The sequence below is a fragment of the Caballeronia sp. LZ032 genome (assembly GCF_031451315.1).
Lineage (GTDB): Bacteria > Pseudomonadota > Gammaproteobacteria > Burkholderiales > Burkholderiaceae > Caballeronia.
Genome location: NZ_JARUXP010000004.1, coordinates 1,306,034 through 1,327,192 on the forward strand (window position 1 = coordinate 1,306,034; position 21,159 = coordinate 1,327,192).

At 63.2% G+C, this 21,159-nt stretch carries 11 protein-coding genes and 2 pseudogenes; 7 read left to right on the forward strand and 6 right to left on the reverse strand.

All coding sequences use genetic code 11. The features are described from left to right. Nucleotides 1-3: 3 nt before the first annotated feature. Complete coding sequence (locus QCE69_RS33850; protein WP_309927193.1) at nucleotides 4-1,323, reverse strand: DNA topoisomerase IB; 1,320 nt, start codon at nucleotides 1,321-1,323, stop codon at nucleotides 4-6. Nucleotides 1,324-1,407: 84 nt separating this feature from the next. After that, nucleotides 1,408-2,145 (reverse strand): metallophosphoesterase, encoded by a 738-nt coding sequence (locus QCE69_RS33855; RefSeq protein ID WP_309927195.1) that lies wholly within the window; start codon nucleotides 2,143-2,145, stop codon nucleotides 1,408-1,410. Between the two features lie 158 nt (nucleotides 2,146-2,303). On the opposite strand from QCE69_RS33855, the gene QCE69_RS33860 reads away from it, so the two are divergent. From QCE69_RS33860 to glgB, 5 genes are all read left to right on the forward strand, one after another. Next, the gene (locus tag QCE69_RS33860; protein ID WP_309927197.1) at nucleotides 2,304-2,975 is read left to right on the forward strand and encodes a DUF1345 domain-containing protein; all 672 of its coding nucleotides are present in this window, start codon (nucleotides 2,304-2,306) and stop codon (nucleotides 2,973-2,975) included. 334 nt (nucleotides 2,976-3,309) lie between these two features. Then, complete coding sequence (gene glgA / locus QCE69_RS33865; RefSeq protein ID WP_309935278.1) at nucleotides 3,310-4,986, forward strand: glycogen synthase GlgA; 1,677 nt, start codon at nucleotides 3,310-3,312, stop codon at nucleotides 4,984-4,986. A gap of 374 nt (nucleotides 4,987-5,360) precedes the next feature. Then, the gene (locus QCE69_RS33870) at nucleotides 5,361-8,765 is read left to right on the forward strand and encodes a maltotransferase domain-containing protein (RefSeq protein WP_309935280.1); all 3,405 of its coding nucleotides are present in this window, start codon (nucleotides 5,361-5,363) and stop codon (nucleotides 8,763-8,765) included. A 95-nt stretch (nucleotides 8,766-8,860) separates the two neighbouring features. After that, entirely contained in the window at nucleotides 8,861-12,259 is a 3,399-nt protein-coding gene (treS, locus tag QCE69_RS33875; protein ID WP_409021255.1) for a maltose alpha-D-glucosyltransferase, read from the forward strand. Continuing rightward, nucleotides 12,246-14,471: a 1,4-alpha-glucan branching protein GlgB gene (gene glgB / locus QCE69_RS33880; RefSeq protein WP_309935282.1), complete on the forward strand. Its 2,226-nt coding sequence runs from the start codon at nucleotides 12,246-12,248 to the stop codon at nucleotides 14,469-14,471. The genes treS and glgB overlap by 14 nt, the downstream gene beginning before the upstream one ends. A gap of 237 nt (nucleotides 14,472-14,708) precedes the next feature. Here glgB and QCE69_RS33885 read toward each other — a convergent pair. After that, nucleotides 14,709-15,063, reverse strand: a pseudogene (locus QCE69_RS33885) (IS5/IS1182 family transposase); the annotation flags it as partial. Nucleotides 15,064-15,323: 260 nt separating this feature from the next. Next, the gene (locus QCE69_RS33890) at nucleotides 15,324-16,109 is read right to left on the reverse strand and encodes a hypothetical protein (protein WP_309935453.1); all 786 of its coding nucleotides are present in this window, start codon (nucleotides 16,107-16,109) and stop codon (nucleotides 15,324-15,326) included. On the opposite strand from QCE69_RS33890, the pseudogene QCE69_RS33895 reads away from it, so the two are divergent. After that, nucleotides 16,072-16,304 (forward strand): annotated as a pseudogene (locus QCE69_RS33895) (1,4-alpha-glucan branching enzyme); the annotation flags it as partial. The gene QCE69_RS33890 and the pseudogene QCE69_RS33895 overlap by 38 nt on opposite strands. Before the next feature lie 93 nt (nucleotides 16,305-16,397). On the opposite strand, the gene QCE69_RS33900 reads toward QCE69_RS33895, so the two are convergent. Continuing rightward, nucleotides 16,398-17,789: a hypothetical protein gene (locus tag QCE69_RS33900; protein WP_309935455.1), complete on the reverse strand. Its 1,392-nt coding sequence runs from the start codon at nucleotides 17,787-17,789 to the stop codon at nucleotides 16,398-16,400. Between the two features lie 286 nt (nucleotides 17,790-18,075). Further along, nucleotides 18,076-18,726 (reverse strand): hypothetical protein, encoded by a 651-nt coding sequence (locus tag QCE69_RS33905; RefSeq protein WP_309935283.1) that lies wholly within the window; start codon nucleotides 18,724-18,726, stop codon nucleotides 18,076-18,078. Nucleotides 18,727-18,901: 175 nt separating this feature from the next. Here QCE69_RS33905 and glgX point away from each other — a divergent pair, with 175 nt between their 5' ends. Beyond that, on the forward strand, nucleotides 18,902-21,127 hold the full coding sequence (gene glgX, locus QCE69_RS33910; RefSeq protein ID WP_309927207.1) for a glycogen debranching protein GlgX: 2,226 nt from the start codon (nucleotides 18,902-18,904) through the stop codon (nucleotides 21,125-21,127). The last annotated feature ends 32 nt before the right edge of the window (nucleotides 21,128-21,159 follow it).

The window sequence follows — 21,159 nt, forward strand, 5'->3', positions numbered from 1 at the left end:
ACGTCAGCGGATAGCCAACGCCGTGGACGAACGCGTCCGCGCGATCTTCTTCGACGCCGGCCGCGCTGCCTTCGGCGCCGGCTTCTTCGCGACGCGCTCCAGCGCCTGCGCCGCCGCGCGCTTGCCGCTGGTCTTCAGCGCACCGGCGCGCGCCTTGCGGCTGGAGGCGTCGAGCAGGTTGGTGAGACGCGCATCGCTCGGGTCGGCGCCCTTGCGATGCTTGCGCGCCGCTTCGCGGGCACGGCGCTTCGCGTCCAGTTCGAGAAAGATCGCGAGCGCGGCTTCGTCGGTCTTGAGTCCGTGACGGCGGCTCGCCGGCATCGATTCGGCCAGTCCGCCCGCCTCGAAAGCCTCGATCACGGCGGGATGCACATAGCATTTGCGGCACACCGCCGGCGTGTTGCGCAGCAACTGGGACACTTCCTTGATGGTCCCGACAATATGCTTGCGCGCCTCCGTCACCGTGTCCCACTTGAGCCTGCGCAGCGCCGCGAGCGCGAACACGCTGCCGGCCCAGGTGCGATAGTCCTTCGCGGTGAAGTCGGCGCCGGTGATCTCGTGCAGATAGTCGTTGATGTCGGATGAGCTGACGGAGTGACGCTCGCCATCGGCATCGAGATACTGGAACAGGTCCTGCCCCGGCAGATCCATGCAGCGCTTGATGATGCGTGCAAGCCGCGCGTCGCTCACCGAGACATCGTGCTCGATGCCGCTCTTGCCGCGAAACTTGAAGCGCAGCGTGCCCGCCGAGACCTTCAGGTGCCGCTTGCGCAGCGTCGTCAGCCCATACGAGCGGTTCTCACGCGCATATTCCTCGCTGCCGACACGGATCAGCGTCGTGTCCAGCAAGCGCACCACCGTCGCGAGCACCTTGTTGCGCGGCATACCGTCCAGCGACAGATCGCGCGTCACGCGCGCCCGCAGCTTCGGCAGCACCGCGCTGAAGGCCAGCATGCGTTCGTATTTGGTGGCGTCGCGAGTCTCGCGCCATTGCGGGTGATAGCGATACTGCTTGCGTCCGCGCGCATCGCGGCCGGTGGCCTGCAAGTGACCGCGGGCATCGGGGCAGATCCAGACATCGGTATAGGCAGGCGGAATCGCGAGCGCCTTGATGCGGCGCACCTCGGCTTCGTCGTCGATACGCTTGCCCAGCGTGTTGAAGAACGCGAACGCGCCATCGATCCATTCGCGCGTATAGCCGCGCCGGGAGTCGTCCATGTAGCGCAGGCCCGGCGGCAGATCTTCCGGGCAACCCTGCACGCCGCCGGCCGGCACGTCGCTCGCGCCGCCGCCCGCTTCATTGTTTCGTCCGATTCTCGCCACCGTGTGCCTCGCCTGATTCTTGTTCGACTGATGGCAAGACATCGAGCAACGGCCGTGCCGGGCGCGCCGGCCGCCGCGCGGGAGTCAGGGCAGCGCGAGTGTGCGGGCGCCTTCGGAGGCGGCCCAGCGTTCCTTCACCGACCAGCGTTCGTCCGTGCCGGCCTGCACGATGGTCAGCCGCCCTTCCGACGCGAACGCGCCCGTGTCGATGAAAATCTGCGAGCCGATCTGCTTGATGGCGCGCATCGGCGTGTGGCCGCAGTAGGTGGGCGACAGCCCGCGCTGCTGCCCGGGGTCCGCCTGACCAAGCGCGAGACCGCGTCCCCACAGCATCTGGTTGCGGACGTCGTCGGAATAATCGGCGGTGTCGAGGTCGGCGTCGCTGCCGAAGAACTCCGCATGCAGCACGTTGAAGCGCCGCGCGCCCTCGCCGACGATGCGCACCAGCGGCAGTTTCGCGAGCCGCACCGCGAGGTCGCCGAGCTGATCGTCGGCGAGCGTCTCGGCCCAGGCACCGCCGATCGCATACCACGCCTGTCTGCGCATCGCGCCGGTAGCCACGGCGATCAGCGAATCCTCGTGATTGCCGAGCACCGGATAGAACCACGGCTTGTCGATCAGATCGACCGCCGCGAGCGAGTCCGTGCCGCGATCGACCAGATCGCCGACGGAGAACAGCCGGTCCCGCGCGCCATCGAAGTGGATTTCGTGCAGCAGGTAGCGCAGCGCATCGACGCAGCCGTGCAGGTCGCCGACCACGAAATCGCGGCCCGCGTCGTTGGCGGGATGTCGGCAGACGACAGGATAGGTAGGACCATTCATGCGTCGATCTTAGCGCCGGTGGATGACAGCGTGTGCGGGCTTGCTCGCTTTCGGAGCCGAATGGTGCACGCCCGGGTGACGCCAAGCACGCGCTGCGCAGTTTGAAAGGCTCATAGGCAATAATTGCGGCATCGCGCGCATCCGTCAGGACTTAGTGCATGCCGAATAACAAGCAAAAAAACTTCCTCCCGTCCGTGCTGCGCAACCGCCCGCGGATGTTGATCGGCCTGATGGTCGGCTGCGTGGTGGCCGCACTGGTGCCCGCGCATTTCCGTCCGACCGCGCGCGCCTTGATCGGCTGGGATACGGCCGTGTGGCTGTATCTCGTGTTGATCTGGCTGCAGATGGCCACGGCCGGCCAGAGCGACGTGCAGGCGCTGGCCGAGCGCGAGGACGAGAACGCGGCGATGGTCCTGATGATCGTCAGCGTGGCGGCGCTGGCGAGCATCGTGGCGATCGTCGTCGAGCTGGCGTCCGCGAAGAGCCTCGGCGTCAAGGCCGTGCCGAACTACCTGCTCACCGGCGCGACCATGCTCGGCGCCTGGTTCCTGATCCCGACGATGTTCACCCTGCATTACGCGCGGCACTATTATCAGTCGCCCGACAACGAACCCGCGCTGCGCTTCCCCGACAAGCACCTGAAGCCCGACTACTGGGACTTCCTGTACTTCTCCTTCACCATCGCGGTCGCCTCGCAGACCGCCGATATCGCGCTTGGCTCGACCGCCGCGCGCCGCAGCGCGCTTGCCCAGTCGGTGCTGTCGTTCTTCTTCAATCTCGCGGTGCTGGGACTCTCGATCAACATCGCGGCGAGCCTGGTCGGCGGCTGAAGACGGCTGAGGCGGCTGAAGGCGAAACGCAGCCTTCATCACGCCGCTGTCACGCGGCTTCCCCACACTCACTGAACACGCGTGTAAAAACGCGGCGCGCGCCGCTGTCAGTTTTACACGCGCCGCCGACGCCGTTGCGCGCCGCGTCGGACGAGTGCGGTCGGACGCTCTTGTCGAACGAAAGGCGGACGACGCCGTGCTGCACCGCACATAAGCCAGGCAGCGGTGGCACGGCGATTGCTGCATTGCGCCAGCCATTCCCAAATGCACAACTCCAATCAGCTTCGCCGGCGCGGCGCATCGACCGCGCGTTCCTCTCGCTCAGGAGCCCATTTTGCCTTTGAACGTTCTGCTGGTCGCCTCTGAAGCCGTCCCGCTCGCCAAGACCGGCGGACTCGGCGACATGGTCAGCGCCTATGCCGCCGCGCTGCGCCAGGCCGGCGTCGATGCCACCATCCTGCTGCCCGCCTATCCAAACGCGGTAGCGCAGACGGAAGGACTCACCAAGGTCGGCACGCTTGCCGGCCTGCCTGGCGGCGACGCCGACTTGCTGCGGGGCCGCATGCCCGGCACCGGCGTCCCCGTGCTTCTGCTGCGCTGCGACAAGCTGTACGCACGCACTGGCCTCTACCAGGACGCTCAGGGTCGCGACTACACGGACAACGCCGTACGTTTCGCGACGCTTTCGGCAGCCGCAGTGCGGATTGCGCAAGGCGTCCGCAACGTGAAGCGTCCGGACATCGTGCATGCGCATGACTGGCATACCGGCCTTACGCCGCTGCTGATGAAGGCGGCGGGCGTGCACGCAAAGAGCGTTTTCACGATCCACAACCTCGCATTCCAGGGCAACTACGCGCTCTCGCTTGGTGCGTCGCTCGGCGTGCCGGAGAAGTGGCTCGTGCATGCGCTGAGTGATCCGCAGAGCATCGAGTTCTACGGCGCGTTGAGTCTGATGAAAGCGGGCATCGTCCACGCGGATCGCGTGACGACCGTCTCCGAAAACTATGCGCGCGAAATCCTGACGCCGCGCTTTGGTCATCTGATGGAAGGCGTGCTGCAAAGCTGCGCGGACAAGCTGTCGGGCGTGGTGAACGGCATCGATGAAGACGTGTGGAATCCCGCCACGGATCCGACCATCGAGCGCAACTATTCCTTCGACGACATGCGCGGCAAGCATGCCTGCAAGCGCGCGCTGCAACGCAAGTTCGGCTTGCCCGTCGATCCGTTCGCGCCGGTGATGGCGATCGGCAGCCGCATGACCAGCCAGAAGCTCGCCGATGTCGTGCTCGAAGCGCTGCCGCGTCTGCTGGCCCAGCATCCGCGTCTGCAACTGGCCGTGATCGGCAAGGGCGAGGCGCACATCGAAGCAGGCTTCCGCAAGCTGGCGCAGGAATGGCCGGATCGCGTCGGCGTGACGATCGGCTATGACGAACGGCGCGCGCACTTGCTGCATGCCGGCGCCGACATCCTGTTGCACGGCAGCCGTTTCGAGCCATGCGGACTGACGCAGATGTATGCGATGCGCTATGGCACGCTGCCGATCGCATCGCGCGTGGGCGGTCTCGCCGACACAATCGTCGATGCAGCGCAGAACGCCGATGTCATCGCCTCCAACGTGCTGCGTCCGTCCGTGTATCTGCGCGACGGCACGCACGACCAGCCCGTCGCACACGCCCCCGTGCAGCGGACCGCTGATGCGCCCACGGGCTTCCTCTTCGACGGCGAACGCGCCGACGACATTCTCCACGCCGCCGCCCGCGCGCTCGACGCCTATATGCGTCCGCAAGTGTGGCGCGCGCTGCAGCGCAACGCGATGTCATGCGATTTCGGATGGAACGAAGCCGTCGCGAAGATGGTCGCACTGTACGCCGGCGTGAGCGATGCCCGGCCGAGCCGGACGGCCCTGCGGCCGCGCCGTGCCGCCGAGGCCGTGAACGCGCCGGTATCGGTGCCGACACCGGACGCGCATGCACGCACAACCGACAAAACGCTGGTCGCGCGCAGTGCGTGAGCGCGACGCCTGCACTTGCTCCATAGTAGTGCCCTGATGCAGAGCTGACCCGGCCGGCGTGCCGGGCGCGGCACGCAACGTGCTCCCTCCCCGTGCGATGTTCCTGGGGCATCCGTCGGGATCGACTGCCGGGAACGCGTGGCGCGCCGCGAGCGCGAATTGCGCCCGGCGCACCGTGTAACGCGTGACGCAAGCAGGGCGAACAGGCCGATGTCGACACCCGACCGGTTGCGCGCCTGTCGTCCGCACGCGAGCAGCAGTGCGCCATGCGCCGGAACGTGCGGACCGGCTCTTCAGCCGTTTGGTCCGTGAGCGCGATCGCGATCGAAGTCCGCATCCCCGCCACCGCAGGACGACTCTGGAAAATACGAACGATGGAAAACCATCAAGCTCATCATGCGTACGCGCCGCGTATCTACTTCATCGATCCCCTGCTCGTCGGCCCTCTTGCGAACTGGGCAGCCCAGTTCGAGCACGCGGCCTCGCTGGGCTTCGATCACATCCTGATCGGCTCGCCGTTCGTGCCCGGCAGCAACGGGCATCGCGAGGCCGTCGCCGATCATCACCGTCTGCATCCCGTATTCGAGTTCGACGGCAGCGCCGCCGAAGGCCTGGGCCAGCTCGCCGCCGCCGCAAGGAAGCACGAACTCACGCTGCTGGTCGATATCGTGATCGATCGCGTCAGCGCCGAAGGCGGCCTTTATCAGGACAACCAGCACTGGTTCCAGCCGTTCGAAAGCGCCGATGCGCGCCTCGATCCGCGCATGCCGCCGCGCAAGCGCGATGTCGCCTGGGCCGACTTCACGAATGGTGAAGCCGCGGACCGCCTGACCGAATGGTGGGCGCGCGAGCTGAACCAGATGTCCGACGCGGGCGTCGGCGGCTTTCGTTTCGATTCACCGCACGCGGTGCCCGCGCACGTGTGGCGGCGCCTCGGCGCGGCGGTGCGCGAGAAGCATCCGGAGTCGCGCTGGCTCGCGTGGACCGTCGGCGTCACGCGTCATGACCTGCACGGCCTTTCCGATGCCGCCTTCGACGCCGTCTTCACCTCCACCCGCTGGTGGGACTTCAAGAGCGCCTGGCTGTGCGACGAGCACGCGGCACTGGCGCGCATTGCGTCGCCGGTGGCGTTTCCGGAAGATCCGTTCGGCACGCGCTTCATCGGCGACCTGACCGACACCAGCGACACCGCGCTGCTCGAGCGCGCCTATACGCGCGTGCTCGACACCGCCGCCGCGCTCGGCACCGGCTGGATGGTGCCGATGGGCTTCGAATACGGCATCGGCCTGCCGCTGTCGCCGCAGTATGGCGTCGCGGCCGAATACGCGCGCGCGACGAGCGAGAAGCGCATCGACCTGACGGCGCGCATCCGCCGCGCCAATGACCTGCAACGCAATGTGGCGACGCTGTCGAGCGTCGGTGAACTGCGCTCGCTGACTGGCGCGGGCACGCCCTACGCCGCACTGATCCGCGCCGACGGCGGCGATCTGCGGCGCAGCGAAGGCGCCGTGCTGGCCGTCTTCAATCCCGATCTCGTCGCGCCGGTGCATGTGGACACGCTGCATCTGCTCGAATCGGTGCCGGGCAACTACACGCGTTTCGCACCCATCGATGACACCCTCGGCCAGGCCCAACGGCTCGCGCCGTTCACGCTGCATGCGGGCGAAGTGCGGCTGTTCCGCGCGGAAGCCGAGCCGTTCATCCTGCTCGCGCAGCCGCAGGTCAAGCGCGGCGCGAAGGCGGCCGACAAGAAATCGGTGGCCGAGGCGATCGCTGCGCCGCGCGTGTCGATTGAAAGCGTCACGCCTTCGGTGGATCACGGACGCTTCCCGGCGAAACGCATCGTTGGGGAGGCGCTGGAAGTGCAGGCCGCGATCTTCGCCGAAGGTCACGACAAGATCGCCGCCGCGGTGCAATGGCGCGCCGCCGATGAAACCGACTGGCACGAAGCGCCGATGACCGCCGTGCAGCCCGCCGGCCTCGACCTGTGGAGCGCGCGCATTCCGCTGGAACGCGTGGGGCGTCACGAGTTCGTCGTATTGGCGTGGCGCGACGACTACGCGTCGCTGGTCGATCACATGCAGAAGAAGCTGAAGGCCGGGCAGACGGTAGAACTGGAAGTGGAGGAAGCGAAGCATCTGTTCGCGCTGATCCTCGCTGAAGTCAAGACCGCCGGCGACGCCGGTTCCGACAGCGCCTCGCTCGACGCCATCGTCAAGGAATTCACCAAGGCCAACGACGCGCGCAAGCTGGAACTGGTGCTGGCGCCCACGACCGCCAAAGCGGTGGCGGCGGCGCGGCACCGGCCGTTCCTGTCGCGCGATCCGGTCGTGTACCGTGTGGACGCCGAACGCGCCGCCGCGCGCTTCGCGAGCTGGTACGAGATCTTCCCGCGTTCGATGAGCGACGACGTGAACCGTCACGGCACCTTCATCGACGTGATCGGCAAGCTGCCGCGCATCCGCGAGATGGGCTTCGACGTGCTGTACTTTCCGCCGATCCACCCGATCGGCGTTGCGAACCGCAAGGGCAAGAACAACACGCTGACGGCCCAGCCGGGCGACGTGGGCAGTCCGTATGCCATCGGCGGCAAGGAAGGCGGCCATACGGCGGTGCATCCCGAACTCGGCAATCTCGATGACTTCAAGCGCATGCTCGAAGCCGCGCATGAACATGGCCTGGAGATCGCGCTCGACTTCGCGGTGCAGTGCTCGCCGGATCACCCTTGGCTCAAGGAGCACCCGACGTGGTTTGCATGGCGTCCGGACGGCACGCTGCGTTACGCGGAAAACCCGCCGAAGAAGTATCAGGACATCGTCAACCCGGACTTCTATGCGCAGGATGCGAAGCCTGAACTGTGGACTTCGTTGCGCGACGTGTTCCTGCACTGGATCGATGCGGGCGTGCGCATTTTCCGGATCGACAACCCGCACACCAAGCCTTTCCCGTTCTGGGAATGGGTCATCAGCGACGTGCGCGCGCGTCACCCCGACGTGATCTTCCTCGCCGAAGCGTTCACGCGCCCGCGCGTGATGAACCGGCTGGCGAAGCTCGGCTTCTCGCAGTCGTACACGTACTTCACGTGGCGCGAGAGCAAGCGCGACTTCATCGAGTACATGCACGATCTCACGCAGACCGACGCGAAGGAATTCTTCCGTCCGAATTTCTTCGTGAATACGCCGGACATCAATCCGCGCTTCCTGCAAAGCTCGGGACGGCCGGGCTTCGTGATCCGCGCGGCGCTGGCCGCGACGCTTTCGGGCCTGTGGGGCGTGTACAGCGGCTTCGAATTGTGCGAGTCGGCTGCGCTGCCGAACAGCGAGGAGTATCTGAACTCCGAGAAGTACGAACTGCGCGCATGGGACTGGAACCGGCCCGGCAATATCGTCACCGAGATCACCGCGCTGAACCGCATCCGCCGCGCGAACCCGGCATTGCAGTCGCATCTTGGCATCAACTTTCTGCCCGCGCATAACGACCACATCCTGTTTTTCGAGAAGGCGAACGCCGCGCGCGACAACGTCGTGCTGGTTGCGATCAATCTCGATCCGTTCAACGAACAGGGCGCGGATATCGAATTGCCGTGGCAGACCCTCGAAGCCTGGGGCGTGCACGAATGGGACGCGGTGAGCGTCGAAGACCAGGTGACGGGCGAGCGTTTCGAATGGCGCGGACGGCGTCAGCACGTGCGGCTCAATCCGCATTCGCTGCCGTTCGCGATCTGGCGCATCGCGCCGCCCTGGGGCTTGCCGAAGCCTCAGCCGGACACGGCGGCATGAATCGATAAAGCATAAAAAAGCAGCGGCGAACGAGAGCACACCAGAACAGGGGCGAACCGCCATTGGCGAGCCCGACAGGACATTGGAGCGAAACCGTGGATACAAGGGTGAAGCGCAACAAGAAGGCGTCGATTCTCAGCGACGATCCGCTCTGGTACAAGGACGCGATCATCTACCAGGTTCACATCAAGTCATTCTTCGATGCGAACAACGACGGCATCGGCGATTTTCCCGGCCTGCTCGCGAAGCTGGACTACATCGCGGAGCTGGGCGTCGATGCGATCTGGCTGCTGCCGTTCTATCCGTCGCCGCGTCGCGACGATGGCTACGACATCGCCGACTACCGCAACGTGCATCCCGACTACGGCACGATCGCAGACGTCAAGCGCTTCATCCAGGAAGCGCACGCACGCGGCATTCGCGTGATTACCGAACTGGTCATCAATCACACGTCGGACCAGCATCCGTGGTTTCAGCGCGCGCGCCATGCGAAGCCCGGCTCGGCGCACCGCAATTACTACGTATGGTCCGACACGGACAAGAAATACGAAGAGACGCGCATCATCTTCATCGATTCGGAGCCGTCCAACTGGACGCATGATCCGGTCGCGGGCCAGTACTACTGGCACCGCTTCTATGCGCACCAGCCGGACCTCAACTTCGATAACCCGGCGGTCCTGAAGGAAGTGCTGTCGGTGATGCGCTTCTGGCTGGACATGGGTATCGACGGTCTGCGGCTGGACGCGGTGCCGTATCTGGTCGAGCGCGAAGGCACGAACAACGAGAATCTGCCGGAAACGCACGACATCCTGAAGAAGATCCGCGCGACCATCGACGCCGAGTATCCGAACCGCATGCTGCTCGCGGAAGCGAACCAGTGGCCGGAGGACGTGAAGGAATATTTCGGCGACGAAGACGAATGCCACATGGCGTTCCACTTTCCGCTGATGCCGCGCATCTACATGTCGATTGCGAGCGAAGACCGCTTTCCGATCACCGACATCATGCGGCAGACGCCGGACCTCGCCGAAACCAATCAATGGGCGATCTTCCTGCGCAATCACGATGAACTCACGCTCGAAATGGTCACGGACTCCGAGCGCGATTACCTGTGGAACACCTATGCGAGCGACCGCCGCGCGCGCCTGAACCTGGGCATTCGCCGGCGGCTCGCGCCGCTGATGGAACGCGACCGTCGGCGTATCGAACTGATCAACTCGCTGCTGCTCTCGATGCCGGGCACGCCGGTCATCTACTACGGCGACGAGCTCGGCATGGGCGACAACATCCACCTCGGCGACCGCGACGGCGTGCGCACGCCGATGCAGTGGTCGTCGGACCGCAATGGCGGCTTCTCGCGCGCCGATCCCGAGCAGCTGGTGCTGCCGCCCGTGATGGGCTCGCTGTACGGCTATGACGCGGTCAATGTGGAATCGCAAAGCCGCGATCCGCATTCGCTCCTGAACTGGACGCGCAAGATGCTCGCGGTGCGCCGTTCGAAGCATGCGTTCGGGCGCGGCGCGATCCGCTTCCTGCGGCCGGCGAACCGCAAGATCCTCGCTTATGTGCGCGAACTCGAAGGCGAGCCGCCCATCCTGTGCGTGGCGAACCTCTCGCGTGCGCCGCAGGCGGTGGAGCTGGACCTGTCGGAGTTCGCCGGCTCGGTGCCGCTGGAAATGACCGCCGATTCGCCGTTCCCGCCGATCGGCCAGCTGACCTATCTGCTGACGTTCCCGCCGTATGGCTTCCTGTGGTTCCAGCTGTGCCCGGGCAACATGCGGCCCGCGTGGGCGCAGGCGCCGTCCGAACAGTTGCCGGAATTCGTCACGATGGTGATCCGCGCCGGCCAGACCGGACCGACTCCCGAGAACGTGCGCCTGCTCGAGTCCGAAGTGCTGCCGAACTACCTGAGCAAGCGCCGCTGGTTTGCATCGAAGGATCAGAAGCTGCATGCGGTGCGCCTCGCCGCGCTGACGACGATCGAGAACGCGGGCTTCGCGTTCACCGAAATCGAAGCCGATGTCGGCGATCACTGCGAGCGCTACGTGCTGCCGCTGTCGATTGCATGGGGCACGGAGACCACCTCGCCGCTGTACATGCAGCTGGCGCTGGCGCGTGTGCGCCGCAACCGCAACATCGGGCATCTGACCGATGCGTTCGCGGTGCCGCAATTCGCTTATGGCGTGCTGCGCAAGCTCAAGGAGCGCGCGGCCGTGCCGACCGTACAGAAGAGCGAAATCCGCTTCCTGCCGACGGAACGCCTCGACCAGCTCGACTTCAATCCGGCCCAGCCGCCGGAAATCCGCTGGCTTGCGGCCGAGCAGAGCAACAGCTCGCTCGTGATTGCCGATACCGTCGTGCTCAAGCTCGTGCGGCGCGTGGTCGGCGGCATTCATCCGGAAGCGGAGATGAGCCGCTATCTGACGAGCCTCGGCTACGCGAACACCGGTCCGCTGTATGGCGAAGTGGTGCGCGTCGATCCGGAGGGCGTACCGCATACGCTCGTGATCCTGCAGGGCTTCATCGACAACCAGGGCGATGCGTGGAACTACGCGCTCGATTACCTGCGCCGCACGGTCGATGAACTGGCAGTGGTGGTCGAAGTCGACGAGAACACGCAGGAACGCGATGCACAGGCCGAGGGCTTCACGGGCTACGCGAACATTGCGGGCGTGATCGGCAAGCGGCTGGGCGAATTGCACGTCGCGCTCGCGAGCCCCACGGATGACGCCGCGTTCGCGCCGCAGCGCGCGAGCAAGGAAGACGTGAAGAACTGGATGGACGGCACGCTGAAGCTGCTCGAATCGGCGCTGGATATCGTGGCGCAGAAGATCGGCGAGTTCAATGAACACGACAAGTTCCTCGCACAGAGCCTGCTGGACCGGCGCGACATGCTGGTCGATGCCGTGAAGAAGCTGGTTGCGCCGTCCGCTGATGCCCTGTGCATCCGCATCCATGGCGACTTCCATCTGGGTCAGGTGCTGATGGCGCAGGGCGATGCGTATCTGATCGACTTCGAGGGCGAACCGGCGCGCGCGCTGGACGAGCGCCGCAGGAAGACGAGCCCGCTGCGCGATGTCGCGGGGCTGCTGCGTTCGCTGTCGTACGCAAGCGCCGCGGCGCAGTCCACTACCGAAGTGGCGCCCGCGCTGACCGCCGACCGCAAGCGCGCGCTGTTCGAACGGCTGCGGACGATTGCCGAGGAAAGCTTCTTGCGCGAGTACACGGCAGCCATCGCTGCATCGCCTGAACAGATTGCGGCTGAAGATGTGTTCGAGCCCTTGCTCGATCTTTTTCTGATCGAGAAGGCCGCTTACGAAATCCGCTACGAAGCAGCGAACCGGCCGACCTGGATCGGCCTTCCGTTGCGGGGTCTCGCGTCGCTCGCGAGCCGCCTGCTGGGCGACACGGGCGAGCCGCCCGCACCCGGCACGCGACCCGTGTACGGAGCAACCAAGGACAATCCGGATGGAACCCACCATGAACAATCGTAGCGATCCGGCGGATACCAGAAATCCGGCTCACGGCCTCAATCCGCTCGATATCGATGCGCTCGTCGACGCGCGCCATCCCGACCCGTTCTCGATGCTCGGCATGCATCAGACGGATGTCGGCCACGTCGTGCGCGCCTACTTGCCGGGCGCATCCGGTGCGAACGTCATCGATGCGGCGAGCGGCGAGCATCTCGGCGCGCTGACGCGGATTCACGACGCCGGGCTCTATGCGGGCTTCGTCGAACGGCCTGCGGCTTATCGGTTGAAGATCGACTGGCACGGCACGCCGCAGGAAACACACGACACGTATTCGTTCGGTCCCGTGCTCTCCGATGAGTCGCTGACGCGTCTCTCGCATGCCGATCCCTACGCGGTGCTCGAATGCCTCGGTTCACGGCCGGTCACGCATGGCAATGTGGCGGGTGCGCGCTTCGCCGTGTGGGCGCCGAATGCACGCCGTGTGTCGGTGGTCGGCGACTTCAACACGTGGGATGGCCGACGTCATCCGATGCGCCTGCGTCACGGCTCGGGCGTGTGGGAGCTGTTCATTCCGGGCATCGGTGCAGGCACGCGCTACAAGTACGAGATCGTCACGCGCGATGGCCACACGCTGCCGCTCAAGGCCGACCCGTGCGCCATGCAGAGCGAGAAGCCGCCGTCGACGGCCTCGGTGGTCGCGGATGCGGATGCCATCGATCATTACGCGTGGACCGACTCCGACTGGATGGCCTCACGCGGCGGCAAGCAGACGGCGCAGTCGCCGATTGCCATTTACGAGGCGCATGCCGAGTCGTGGCTGCGCGTGCCCGAGGAAGCCAATCGCGGCATGAACTGGCATGAGCTGGCGGAGCGGCTGATTCCTTATGCGAAGGGCATGGGCTTCACGCACCTCGAATTCATGCCGATCGCCGAGCATCCTTTTGGCGGTTCATGGGGTTATCAGCCGCTCGGGCAGTTCGCGCCTTCCGCGCGCTTCGGCACCCCGGAGCAGTTTGCCGAGTTCGTGAACCGGGCGCACGAGGCGGGACTGGGCGTCATCATCGACTGGGTGCCCGCGCACTTCCCGAACGATGCGCATGGACTGGTGCAGTTCGACGGCACGCCGCTCTATGAGCATGCGGATCCGCGCGAGGGCTATCACCAGGACTGGAACACGATGATCTACAACCTCGGACGCAACGAGGTGAGCGCGTTCCTGATTGCATCGGGTCTGGCGTGGCTGAAGCGTTATCACGTCGATGGACTGCGTGTGGACGCGGTGGCGTCGATGCTGTATCGCGACTATTCGCGCAAGGCCGGCGAATGGGTGCCTAACATTTATGGCGGGCGCGAGAATCTCGAATCCATTGCGTTTCTCAAGCGCCTCAATCATGAAGTGCGGCAGATTCCGGGCGCGATCACGGTGGCGGAGGAATCGACGGCCTGGCCTGGCGTGACGGCAAGCGTGGAAAGCGGCGGACTGGGTTTCGACTTCAAGTGGAACATGGGGTGGATGCACGACACGTTGCATTACATGGAGGAAGACCCGGTCTATCGCCAGTATCACCATCATCTTTATACGTTCGGGATGGTGTATGCGTATTCCGAGCGCTTTGTGCTGCCCTTGTCGCACGATGAGGTAGTGCATGGGAAGGGCTCGTTGATCGGCAAGATGCCGGGGGACCGTTGGCAGAAGTTCGCCAATCTGCGGGCTTACTTCGGTTTCATGTGGACGCATCCGGGGAAGAAGCTCTTGTTCATGGGCGGCGAGTTCGGGCAGGTTGCAGAGTTCAATCACGACGAATCGCCGCATTGGCATCTGCTCGACGATGCGCTGCATGGCGGGTTGCAGAAGTGCGTGCGTGATCTGAATTTTCTTTATACCGGTGAGCCGGCGTTGCACAAGCTGGATAGCGATCCGCGCGGGTTTGAATGGATCGTCGGGGATGACAACGGGAATAGCGTGTATGCGTATCGGCGGACGGACGCCGAAGGGCGTGATCTGGTTGTTGTTTGCAACATGACGCCGGTGCCGAGGCTGGCTTATCGGATCGGCATGCCACGGGCCGGGCGCTGGAGTGAAGTGTTCAATTCTGACGCCTCCGTGTACGGCGGATCGAACATGGGCAATGGCGGTGTCATTCATACGGATGACTATCCGAGTCATGGGAAGGGGCAGTCAGCAGCGTTGACATTGCCGCCGTTGGCGACGGTGGTGTTGCGGGCGGACTGAGCGCCGTGGACCGCCGCTGAGAGTTCAGCGGCGGTCCACGGGTAATGTGCCCTTCGATTGGCCTTGCGGAAGCACGATCCTGGCGAGACTGGATTCAAGCCCACTCAATCTGGCAGCCGGTTGAAGTATTCGTCGTTGGCGTGCCAAGACGCATGGCGACGCATGCTGAACTCGTGCTTCTGATACGCGCAAGAGCTCTTGTGAGCGTTCGATGCTGCTCGTGAGTTTACATCAACATGTAGTTCGCTCAACGACCGCTAAGCCTCCTGAACGTCCTTCGTTTTGAGTCATATGCGGCCTGACGCAATTCGCGCAACAACTGCATCGAAGCCGGCAGCGTCGTAGTTCTTATCCGCACCGACCGTGATGCCGCTTGGTGAAACTCTCGCAGCATCGGCAAGCATCTGCGCCGTGCAGCCTCGCTCGGCGGCGCCGTCGCCAGCGTTACCTGCGCGTTGACCACCAGTCCATGTCGGTTATCAGTCAGTACATGACCCATATAACAGAGCATCGCTCCTGTTCTCTTGCCTTTGCGAAACAGGCGCGCTTGTTCGTCCGTCGCGGATTGGTGCGCTTCTATACAGCGTTTTTGTCAAGCCAATTGTCATTCGGTGTGGGCGGCTCGTCCATTGACTCGACAATCCTTCGCTGCCACGCACCCGTTCCATCTCGCTGGCGTCAATGACTTTAAATTCAACGTTCAACCTTTTGATCCAGCATGACTGTTTGGCGAGCGATTTGAACGACCTGCTAGTAGTATTTCCAGACCAAGATGTTCGAGTCGTCCGTCAAGAATTGATCGTAATCCTTGAAGAAACGATTGAGCGAGGAGCGATTCTTTTCAAGCATGGACTATCCGTCTATCACTAACTTGTAGGAATCAGGGTTGTCAGCCATGTAAGGAGAAAAATTGTCCAAAATGTCGCGGAGCACCTTTTCTCGTGTTCCAAAATCATGCCATGCGCATTCGATCCGTGCCTGTTCGCTGCGCCCGCCTCTGGGGTGAAAGCTTCGTTCAAGGGTACGATTCTCTGTCATGGTCTGGTGCTGAAGAAACGTTTTCCTCAGTAGAGACTCAGGAACTTCTTTAATTCCCTTACTCTTGATTTCGTGGGCTGCATGCAAGACTACTGAACTTACTACCAAACCTGCGCGGTCATGACGAGCATATAAGTCGAAAGGATCGCGATTCGTCACATGGAAGCTCTCGTGCAGCAACGTATTGCGTAGCGCTTCTGGATAAGAAGACTTCGTCAGGGCTTCAAGCGACTTGATTCCAGAAGCGAAGGCTAACATCAGATACGGTAGGTCATACTTCTCCCACGGACTGGGATGAAGTTGCAGTTCTTCGTTCTCCTCGGTCACGTAGCGCGGGGGTTCATCATCTACGGAACATGTTCCCATGATCATGCCAGGCTCACCCACAGCATATCGAATATCCTTCGACGGCCGCAGACTCTCCAAGACAAGCTTGGAGGTGCGGATTCGGCTTTTCAGTTTGGCAATAGTCAGATCACCGTGGTCTCCAAAAAAGATGTCCAAAAGACGATCTCGCGGGGCGCGCAAGGACAGATCGTCAATTGCCTCCAATGCTGCTTGCGATGAGGTGGTGCATGGGAAGGCCTCGTTGATCGGCAAGATGCCAGGAGACCGGTGGCAGAAGTTCGCCAATCGGCGGGCTTACTTCGGCTTCATGTGGACGCATCCGGGGAAAAGCTTTTGTTCATGGGCGGCGAGTTCGGGCAGGTTGCGGAGTTCAATCACGATGAATCGCCGCATCGGCATCTGCTCGACGATGCACTGCATGGCGGGTTGCAGAAGTGCGTGCGCGACTGGTTTTGCGGGCGGATTGAGAGAGTCTTCCGGTGCAGCCATACTTTCGCGTGCTGGCCGCTTCACGGCTGGCACGCGGCTCTCTGCCAGGCGCTAGCTTCGACTCCAGTCGAGAACCAGCCGATCGTCATGCAGGAACGCCTCGTAATCTGCGAAGAAGTCATCGAGCGCGGCCGGGTTCCTGTTCAGCATCGCCAGTCCGTCCACCACGCGCATGAAGGAGTCGGGGTTATCGAACATATAGGGCGCAAAGTTGTCCAGTATGTCGGCAAGCATGGCCTTGCGCTCCGATTCATTCGACCACACTCGTTCAAGCCTCGCTTCATCCAGTCCATCGTCTTCGGCCAGGAAGGTGGGCACGGGTTCGTGGATGGAGTCCTTCGTCCGATGCATGAGCAAGGTCTTCTTCAAAAGCAACTCGTGCACGTTTTCCGCGCCTTTCGTCAGGACTTCATGCGCGGCGTGCGTGATCAGTGGCGCGACGTCCGGCTTTCCATCGACCCTGTCTTCGTAAATATCGAACTCGATGGGATTGGTGACATGAAAGCTCTCGTGCAGCAGTGTCTCGCGCATCGCACCAGCATAGCGGGTCCCTTCCTGCTCTTGCATATCCCGCATGCCGGCGTCGTACGCATACATCAAATACGGCCCCCTCCCGGCGTCACCCTCGCTGCGATGCAAATGCAGGCTGCTTCCTGAGCCCGACGTGAAACGGGGAGGTCGGCCGCCATAGACCGTGGACATGAATGCCCTCCCTTCGGCGGCACGATAGCGGATCTCCAGCGACGGACGAATGCTCTCGAGGACGCGCCGCGATACACGTATTCGCCGTCCGAGTTCATGAACTAGCGCTTCAGAACTGCCACCGAAGAATATGTCCAGCAAGCGCTTGCTTGCCCCGCTCAGCGCCGGAGCGTCGAGCGCCTCCAGTGCCTGGCTTGTCGACCGCGCTGCGGCATCCCGCGCCTTGCGCAGATCCGAACGCATCTCGCGAGCGCGTGCTTCCGGAACATCCGGGTCCCGAAAGCCAAAAGGCTTCGAGTCGTATTGCCAACCCTTGATGCGCCATCGGGGACTCAACGCCCAGCCGGATCCCCGCCAGAACACAGTTGCGCGATGCCTCGCCTGAGCGTTGGAATCGGACAATCTGAACCATTCGGTTTCGCTCACATACTCCACCTCGTGGAGTTTGCCGCTCATCGTGATGAAATATCGCGTCTCGTCGTCCTCGATCAACTCCTGAACGCCAAAGAAGGTCGCGGAGGGTTTGAGTTCGAACGTTCCGGCAGCGGACGGCGGCAGGGACCCTTGTCCCTCGTCGCGCTGATATTCCGCCGGACGACGCCAGGACACGGCATCTTCATCCTCGTCGATCTCATGCAGCGCCTGTGCATGCTGCGACCATCGCTTGAGTTCACCGGAAGCTTTTTGCCGTGGCCTGGAAACGGTCTTTCGGGGCGCAAGCGCTTTCACATGATTGGGCATGGCTTGGAGCGGGCTATGTGGGTCAGTACGGCGCAGGGAACGAGTCGGCCCCTTTTCGGGACTGGTATCGGCGTCGACATTTCAACGTGTTCGGGATTGCCAATGTAGCCCTGTCGCATTCATTCGGCACGCGCTTCTCACGGACGAGCGGTAATTTTTGTTTGCAGGCGGAGCGTCGTTTCTTCGATCGCGCTAGTTCCACCAGAGATTCTCCAGATGCGCGATGCAAATTCGGTCATCATGCACACGATCACGCTCGATCTCGTCAATGCACAACTCGATGCGATCATGCAGGCATGTCCTTAGCGTCTTCGTTCTGGAAATGCTGCCAGAACAAGTTTTCAGAGGGATCGGACAGATATCTGTTGTAGGCGGCGAAGAAGCGGTCGAGGGCTCCGGAATCGCGACTCAACATCGACAACCCCTCTACCACGCACATGAAAGATTCCGCGTCTGCCTGAGCAAATCCGCGCTGACTCTTCTGGAACCCTTGCTTCTTATCTCGTGCGCCGCTCAGGACCCGTCCAAGTACCGTGCGTCCCTCACGATTCATTGCTTGATATACCTCGAAACGGCACTTATCCGTTGCGTGTACGCTCTCATGAATCAAAGCGGCACTCAAGCTATGAGCGAAATGCGCTGCGGAATCAGCATTCACTTCTCCCATTCCGTGTTGACAGGCCTTCATCAAATAAGCAGCGTCGAAAAGCCCGACCGGATGACGATGAAGCGTCAGGTCATCGCCTGCGCCCGTCTTGAAACAAGATGGGCGGTCATCCAATGCGACCGTCGACATGATGGAGTCTCCAAACTGTTGTTCATAGCGAAGATCCTTCGACGGCCTGAGACTTTCCAGCACAAGCGGCGACGTACGGATCCGCGTTCTGAGTTTTAGCGTCGTTGCGCGCGCTGTTTCATGAAACGCACGACGCGGCATGAGCAGTTCCCGAAGGGTCCCATTGACGTCGCGAGCCGGCACAGGAACGGGATGACTCAATGTGTCCCGTCCAACGGACAAATTCCTTCGGTCAGGCGAAAATCGCTGTGGCGCGTTTTTTGCCTATCGTTACGCCACGTTGTAAAGCCGCACGACAACCAAAAGGACAGGCCCCATGGCAAATGCACTCCCCGACAAGTTGCTCCCCGGCGCGCCCTACCCGCTGGGAGCCAACTGGGACGGACTGGGCGTGAACTTCGCAGTGTTTTCCTCCAACGCACATCGCATCGAGCTGTGCCTGTTCGACAGCACGGGCCGCAAGGAACTCATGCGCTTCGACCTGCCCGAATGCACGGACGAGGTCTGGCACGGCTACCTTCCCGGCGCACACCCGGGCACCGTCTACGGCTTCCGCGCCCACGGCCCGTATCAACCGCAGCAGGGCCATCGCTTCAATCCCCACAAGCTGTTGCTCGATCCCTACGCGAAGAAGCTCGTCGGCCCCTGGCGCTGGTCGGACGCGCTGTTCGGCTATCGCGTCCATTCGAACCGGCTCGACATGTCGATGGACCGCCGCGATTCCGCGCCCGCCATGCCCAAATGCATCGTCACCGACGACGCTTTCGACTGGTCGCGCGACGTGCGCCCCGACACGCCCTGGGGCGAAACCATCGTCTATGAAACGCATGTGCGCGGCACCTCCATGCTCCGCGACGACATCCGCCAGCACGAACGCGGTTCGTTCGCGGCCCTCTCCTCGCCATGGTTCATCGAACATCTGCAGAAGCTCGGCATCACGGCCGTCGAATTCCTGCCCGTGCACGCGTTCCTCAACGACCGCTTCCTCGTCGAACGCGGTCTCAAGAATTACTGGGGCTACAACACCGCGGCGTTCTTCGCGCCGGAGCCGTCGTATCTGTCCACGCACCGGCTCAACGAAATGCGCATCGCCGTGCGCCAATTGCACGCGGCAGGCATCGAAGTGATCCTCGACGTGGTCTACAACCACACCTGCGAAGGCAATGAACTCGGCCCGACCGTGTCATGGCGCGGCCTCGACAACGCCAGCTATTACCGCCTGATTCCAGGCGATGAACGCCATTACATCAACGAGACCGGCTGCGGCAACACCGTGAACCTGTCGCACCCGCGCGTGCTGCAAATGGTCATGGACTCGCTGCGCTATTGGAGCACGGCGTTCAACATCGACGGCTTTCGTTTCGATCTCGGCGTCACCCTCGGCCGCGAAGGTCATGGCTTCGATCCCGGTTCGGGTTTTTTCGACGCCATCCGCCAGGACCCGATCCTCTCCACCCGCAAGCTGATCTCGGAGCCGTGGGACATCGGACCGGACGGCTATCAGGTCGGCAATCATCCGCCCGGTTTCGCGGAGTGGAACGACAAGTATCGCGACGGCGTGCGGCGCTTCTGGCGCGGCGACGCCGGCATGCGCCCGGATCTCGCCGCGCGGCTCACGGGCTCGGCGGAACTGTTCAACCGGCGCTTCCGCAAGCCTTGGGCATCGGTCAATTTCGTGGCGTCGCACGACGGCTTTACGCTCGCCGATGTCACCGCCTACTCGCACAAGCACAACGAAGCCAACCAGGAAGGCAACAACGACGGCCATAACGAGAACTGCAGCGCGAACTGGGGCGTGGAAGGCGCCAGCGACGACCCCGCCCTGCTCGATGTCCGCGCCCGTCTCGCGCGTTCGATGATCGCGACGACCATGCTCTCGCTCGGCACGCCGATGATGCTCGGCGGCGACGAATTCGGCCGCACCCAGCGCGGCAACAACAACGCCTACTGCCAGGACAACGAGATCTCCTGGATCGACTGGGATGCGGCGGCTCGCCCGGAAGGCGTCGTGATGACGGAGTTCGTCGCGCGCGTTATTGCACTGCGAAAAAACTACCCGGTCCTGCGCGAAACGCGCTTTCTCTACGGCGATCGCGAGGTGCTCCCGGGTCTCTACGACGTCAGCTGGTTCGACGAACGCGGCAACGCGCTTGCCATCGAGGCGTGGCAGGATCCCGAAGGACGCGCCCTCACGCTGCGGCGCGCCGGGCCGGGCGTCGACGGCGAGATCGACGTGCTGCTGATCATGTTCAATGCATCGGCCCAAACGCTCACGTTCACCCCGCCCGCGCCGCACTTGGAATGGAATGTGCTCCTCGATAGCGCGGAACCTGACGCGATCACAAAACCGCTCGTCGGCAGTGAACTGGAGGTGGCCGCACACAGCATCGTCGTGCTGCTGGCCGAGCCTACCGGCGAGGCGGACTGGCAAGCGGTATGGATGGCAGGCGCCCACCAGGGGCCGCGTCTCCTGACCGCGCTGCCGCCCGATCCCGGCACGATGTCCCCGCAACGCGCGCCAGACTCCGATCCGTCCCAGTGACAAGCGGACCGTGCTGGAGCGCGGAACTTCGT